Origin of the sequence: Herbihabitans rhizosphaerae (assembly GCF_004216555.1) — a bacterium.
Lineage (GTDB): Bacteria > Actinomycetota > Actinomycetes > Mycobacteriales > Pseudonocardiaceae > Herbihabitans > Herbihabitans rhizosphaerae.
The window spans coordinates 241,204-247,260 of the sequence record NZ_SGWQ01000010.1 but is presented as its reverse complement, the minus strand read 5'-3'; the positions used below and the strand labels follow the sequence as shown (position 1 = coordinate 247,260).

The following is a 6,057-nucleotide window of genomic DNA, read 5'->3' as shown; positions in this document are numbered from 1 at the left end:
CACCGTCACCGGTCTGACTCCGAACACCAGCTACACGTTCACCGTCAAGGCCAAGGACGCCGCCGGCAACACCTCCGACGCCAGCGCGGCGGTCACGGCCAAGACCAAGGAGGACACCCCGCCGGTCGACACGGAGAAACCCACCGCACCGGGTAACCCGCAAGCCACTGGCACGACCACCGACAGCGTGTCGCTCGCGTGGGATGCGTCGACCGACAACGTCGGTGTCACCGGATACGACGTCTACAACGGCTCCACCCTGGCCACCAGCGTCACGGGCACCACGGCCACCGTCACCGGTCTGACTCCGAACACCAGCTACACGTTCACCGTCAAGGCCAAGGACGCCGCCGGCAACACCTCCGACGCCAGCGCGGCGGTCACGGCCAAGACCAAGGAGGACACCCCGCCGGTCGACACCCAACCGCCGACCGCACCGGGCAACGCCAAGTCAACCGGCACGACCACGGACAGCGTGTCGCTGGCCTGGGACGCGTCGACCGACAACCTGGGCGTGACCGGCTACGACGTCTACAACGGCGCCACCCTGGCCACCAGCGTCACCGGCACCACCGCCACCGTGTCGGGATTGACGCCCGACACCAGCTACACCTTCACCGTGAAGGCCAAGGACGCGAAGAACAACGTCTCACCGGCCAGCAACGCGGTCACCGCCAAGACACAACCGGGCGGCGGCGAGGTCATCGAGTACGGGTTCGACCTCGCCGGCGAGTCGTTCATCAAGGCACCGAACGGCAAGACCGCGCTCAAGGGCGGCATCGACGTCGACTACACCCTGGCGACAGGGGCGTACGAAGGCGACATGGTGTTGAACCCGACGACCGGCAAGTTCTCGCTTTTCGGCTTCCTGCCGACGACGGCGAAGATCGAGTTCGTGCAGACATCGAAGACCACGGGAACGCTCAAGGACGGCGTGCTCAAGTCCAGCTCGAACATGATCGTGAAGCTGCCACAGGTGAGCGTGTTCGGCTTCCCGCTGAGCAGTTCCGCGGACTGCCAGACCGTGACGTCGACCAAGATCGACCTGCGGTCGCCGGCCGGCTTCGACCCGCTCAAGGGCGGCAAGCTGGCCGGCACGTACACGCTGCCCCCGCTGAAGGGCTGCGGCGTCCTGAATAACTTGATCAGCGCGTTCACCGCTGGTCCTGGCAACACCGTCGATGTGAACCTCACCCCGAAGACGCGCTGACCACAGCGCCCCGACCGCACCGCCCCCGTCGCGCTCGTCGCGGCGGGGGCGGTGTTTATCATTTCCGAATGATTCCCATCGTGTTATTTGTCATTCGATGACAAGTGGGTGAAGTAGGCCGAAATCTTTCTATCTGTTGCAGTGTGCCAACCGTTACAGGCAAACGGCTTCAATTTCGTGACAACTTCACGAACACCCTCCGATTGACGGTTGCGCCCACCCGTGACGCTTCGTTACTCATCGATATCGAGGCCGTTACGGCCCACTCGTCACGGAGGATTGTTTGCAGAACCCGCAACAAGAGGTCCAGGAAGCCGATCGGCTTTCGGTGTCGGCGCGGCAGCCGAGGCTGACCTCAGTGCACAAACCCACGGAGGGATTTTTCGTGAATCGAATTTCCAAGAAGGGCGCCACCGGCATCGCCGCGGTGGCCACGACCGGTCTGGTAGTCGCGGGTATGGCCCTCAGCGGTGGCGTCGCCTCCGCGGACCCGGTGGAGCTGGCACAGGCCTACGACTGCCCCTACCCGCTGATCGGCGTCCAGCCGACCAAGATCGTCATCAAGTCCGACATCCCGCCGCAGCTGCCGGTGGGCCAGCCCAGCCCCGAGTTCCAGATCACCGTCGACGCCGACGCCGGGCTGAAGGCCACCGAAGGCCTCAACATCGTCGGAGCCAAGACCATCGAGGGCGAGGGCGTCTCCAACGTCAAGCTCACCGGACCGGGTCTCGACCTGCCGCTCGACGTGCCGGTGACGATCCCGTCGAACCCGGTACCCGCCAACGGGTCTCCCCTGGTCCTGAAGGGCATCACGGCCAAGGCGCCGTCGATCACGGTGGCCCAGCCGGGCACCTACACGGTCGACGTCACCGACCTGTTCCTGAAGATGACGCCGAAGAAGGCCGACGGAACCCCCACCGGCCTTGGCACCTTCGAGTCGGACTGCACGCTGCAGCAGGGCCAGCCGACCAAGCTGGCCACGATCGAGGGCACCGCTGCCCAGGTTGAGGGCGTTCGTCCGGACTCCGAGCGCTGACCCTCAGCACACAACCGCACCGCCCCTGCCACAGGTCCCACGGCGGGGGCGGTGCCGTGCCCCGGGTCAACGAGTGGAGTGGGCGAGGTGACATTCCTCGTTGGCCCAGAGTTGGCTAGATTGAGTATTGATACTCGCCAAGCCTGGATCCGTATTAGTGCAGGGCAACGAATTTTCGGGCCGCTTTATCAGGATCTGAGTACGACTGCTCTGCCGTCGCGACGCGCCGTACCCGGGCAAACGCGTTGGCGGATGCCCGCTTGAGCATGTGGTGTGTGTGGCCCTGCCAAGCCGAACGAGCCCACGGTGGCCCGATCTGACAAGTTCTCACACCGCAGAAGGACCACTCCAGGTCCATGCTTGCGCTCCCCAAACCCGCTGGATAATTTGCACGAAGGTAGCGCGCTTTCTACCGAGCCGAAATACGACGTCGCCCCAGCATCGCTAGGAGCGGCGTTCGGCGCTTGATACCCACGGAGGGATTTTTCGTGAATCGAATGCGAATTTCCAAGAAGGTGGCTGCGGGCATCGCCGCGACGGCCACGGCCAGCCTGGTAGTCGCGGGCATGGCCTTCAGCGGTGGCGTCGCCTCCGCGGACCCACGCGAGCTGACCCAGACCTATGACTGCCCCTACCCGCTGATCAACATTCAGCCGACCAAGACCGTCATCAAGACTGACATCCCGGCGAAGCACCCGGTGGGCGAGCCGACCCCCGAGTTCGTGATCAACGTCGAGGCGGATGCCGGCCTGAAGGCGACCGAGGGCCTGAACATCGTCGGCGGCAAGACCATCGAGGGCACGGGAATCTCCAAGGTCACGCTCAAAGGTCCGGGTCTCGATCTTCCGCTGGATGTGCCGGTGGTCATCCCCTCGAACCCCATCCCCGCCAACGGGAACCCGCTGATCCTGAAGGGCATCACGGCCAAGGCGCCGGCGATCACGCTGCCCCAGCCGGGCACCTACAAGATCGACGTCGTTGGCCTGTTCCTGACGATGACGCCGAAGAAGGCCGACGGCAGCCCCACCGGTCTCGGCACCTTCGACTCGGACTGCAAGCTGCAGGGCGGCATGCCGACCGAGTTGGCCACGGTCGAGGCCACTGGTGGCGGCACGACTACCCCGACCACCCCGACCACTCCGACCACCCCGACTACCCCGACCACCCCGACGACTCCGACCACCCCGACGACTCCGACGACTCCGACTACCCCGACCACCCCGACCACCCCGACCACCCCGACCACTCCGACGACGAGCACGTCGAACCCTGGCGGTGGCCTGATCTTCAAGGGTGATCTGAAGGGGAGCACGTTCGTCAAGTCACCCAACGGGAACGCGCCGCTGACCGGCAACATCGTGGCCGACGTCGATCTGGCGACCGGCAACTACACGGCCGATCTGGTGCTGAACCCGACGGTCGGCGACATGAACATCCTGGGCTTCCTGCCCACCAAGGTGAAGATCTCCTTCGAGATCCCGAAGAAGACCGTCGGCGTCTACGGCGGCACCAACCTGACGGCCAAGGCCACGTTCATCACCCACCTCGACGAGGTCGCCGCGTTCGGCTTCCCGATCGGCGGTGGACCGGACTGCAAGACCGTGGCCGAGTCGACCACCGACCTGAAGGCGGACCCGTTCGACATCACCAAGGGTGGCAAGCTGGTGGGCGGGTACACGCTCGCCGCGGTTAAGGGTTGCGGCGCGCTGAACGACTTCATCAGCGCGTTCACCGCCGGGCCGGGTAACACGATCGACCTCGATCTGACCCCGACCAACTGAGTCTGTTCAGGTAGTCACGCAACACAGCACAACAAGTGCCGCCCCCGCCGACCGGCGGGGGCGGCACTTGTTTGTGGAGAACGCTCTACCGGAGCGAGTGGAGCTGGGCGTCGACGAGCTGCACCAGCGGATGGTAGCCGGCCGCTCGACGCCCGCACGGCTGACGGCGTTCTCGCTGCGCCGGAGCGAGCGGATGAATCCGTTGCCGCGGGCGGTGATCTCAAGGTCGACCCGAACTCGCGTCGGCGGCGGTTCACCCAGCATGGACAGCGTCGGCCCGATGACCAGGAGCGTCGCCGACGCCGCGATCGTGCTCGGCGTGCTCGCCGGACCCGACCCGCGCGATCCCGCCACAGCTGACGCGCACGCTCACTCGGACCACGCCCGATTCCTTGAACCGGCGGGCTGCGCGGTGCACGGATCGGCATTCCGCGAACCGTGTACTACGGCTACAGCCGCAACGCCGATTGCTAGCTGCGGCACGCGCTGGAAGCCATCCAAGCCATGGGTGGTTCGCTGGACGATCCGGTGTATCGGCAGGCGCTGAGCGCGATGCGTCAGCTGTCCCGCGAGCAGGGCATCGACGCCGTACTGCGCCGGCTATCCCGCGATCAACGTGCCAGCCGGCTTCGCCGGTGATCTCCCGGGCGGTGCAGAAGGTGGAACTCGCCGATGCAGGACGTGGGACTCGCGGGTGCAGGGCGCGGAACTCGCGGGTGCAGGGCGCGGGACTCGCCGATGCAGGGCGCGGGACTCGCGAACACCACAGCGCTGACATGGAAATGCCGGCCGGGTCGGGGATTGGAACCCCGACCCGGCCGGCACGTTTGTGGTGCGGCTAGCAGTTGGAGGTGGCCGGCTTGTCGGCCAGCCGGTCGACCATGAACTCGAGCGCGCCGGGGTTGCCGGTGTAGACCCCGGTGATGTGGTCGGTCGGCAACTCATGCCAGGTCAACTTGACGCCGGCCGCGCACTGCTCGTCACGGAGTGTCTTGCCCTGCGAGAAGTCGACCAGGTCGTCGCCCGTGGAGTGGTACTGGTAAATCGGAACAGCGGACGCCTTTCCGACGAGCTTGCTCTCACCGATCCGAGCCAGCCACTCCGGCGTCAGAATCGGACTCGAGGTCATGTAGTCGTTGGCCCGCTTGTCCCGGTACTTGCTGAGCAGTTCGAGAGCACACGAGTTCGCCGACATGTCGGCGAATGCCGCCTTTCCGGCCTCGTTGAGATAGTTCTCCAACTTGAGCTCGGAATAGGCGTTGTTCAAGCCGAGCAGCGCGTAGAACAGCAGCCCTGAACCGAACTTCCCGTCCAACGGGAGAGCCACCTGCACGAGGTCGGCCGGCACACCGCCGCCGACCACACCGACGAGCTTCAGCTCGGGCGCGACCTCCGGCTGGATCTGCCCGGCCCAGGTCGCCGCGGCGCCGCCCTGCGAGTACCCGCGGAACATCACCTTGGCGTCCTTGGACAGCTTCGCCTCGGGCAACCGCTGCGCCGCGCGCACCACGTTGACCACGGCGTTGCCCATCGACTTGCCGTTCATGTACGTGGTCTTCGGCGTGGGGTGGTACCCCTCGTAGTCGGTCACCGCGACCGCGTATCCCTTGGCGAACATGTCGTTCAGCGCGTTCTGCTCGTAGTACGCACCGACGTTGATCATGCTCGAGACCACGCAGTGGGCGGCCGGCCCATGAGTGCCCGGGCCCATCCCGATCACCGGCGCCGTGGCCGGGTCGACGTTCTTGGGCACCAGCACGGTGCCGGTCACCGCGTTGGGTTGGCCGTGCGCGTTGGTCGACAGGTACATCACCTGCCACGCGTTGACCGTGGCCGCGCGCGGCCCGGCCTTGGAAGGGCGCGCCCGGATGATGTCTCCGGGCGCGCCCTGCGGCAGGGGGTTCGGCGGCACGTAGAACTCGTCAAGGCTCTGTGCCTTCTGAGCCGGGGCCGCCGCACGCGGCGCACTCGCCGCGTGTCCGGCCATCGCGAGTACGGCGGCGACCACCACCAATACCGAAACAGCAGAA

The 6,057-nt window shown here is 66.1% G+C and carries 6 protein-coding genes; 5 read left to right on the top strand and 1 reads right to left on the bottom strand.

The features are described from left to right. The 5 genes from EV193_RS26170 to EV193_RS34500 form a co-directional block, all read left to right on the top strand. On the top strand, window positions 1-1,210 hold a 1,210-nt coding region (locus EV193_RS26170), incomplete at its 5' end, for a fibronectin type III domain-containing protein (protein WP_130347558.1). Window positions 1,211-1,595: 385 nt separating this feature from the next. After that, window positions 1,596-2,246: a DUF6801 domain-containing protein gene (locus EV193_RS26165; protein WP_130347489.1), complete on the top strand. Its 651-nt coding sequence runs from the start codon at window positions 1,596-1,598 to the stop codon at window positions 2,244-2,246. Between the two features lie 497 nt (window positions 2,247-2,743). Beyond that, complete coding sequence (locus tag EV193_RS33510) at window positions 2,744-4,027, top strand: DUF6801 domain-containing protein (protein ID WP_165401508.1); 1,284 nt, start codon at window positions 2,744-2,746, stop codon at window positions 4,025-4,027. A gap of 130 nt (window positions 4,028-4,157) precedes the next feature. Beyond that, window positions 4,158-4,574: an amidase family protein gene (locus tag EV193_RS34600; RefSeq protein WP_207222808.1), complete on the top strand. Its 417-nt coding sequence runs from the start codon at window positions 4,158-4,160 to the stop codon at window positions 4,572-4,574. Next, window positions 4,532-4,666: a hypothetical protein gene (locus EV193_RS34500; RefSeq protein WP_278044218.1), complete on the top strand. Its 135-nt coding sequence runs from the start codon at window positions 4,532-4,534 to the stop codon at window positions 4,664-4,666. Before EV193_RS34600 ends, EV193_RS34500 begins: the two co-directional genes overlap by 43 nt. Before the next feature lie 199 nt (window positions 4,667-4,865). Here the strand turns inward: EV193_RS34500 and EV193_RS26145 are convergent, their stop codons facing one another. After that, entirely contained in the window at window positions 4,866-6,014 is a 1,149-nt protein-coding gene (locus EV193_RS26145; RefSeq protein WP_242613677.1) for a lipase family protein, read from the bottom strand. Between the last annotated feature and the right edge of the window lie 43 nt (window positions 6,015-6,057).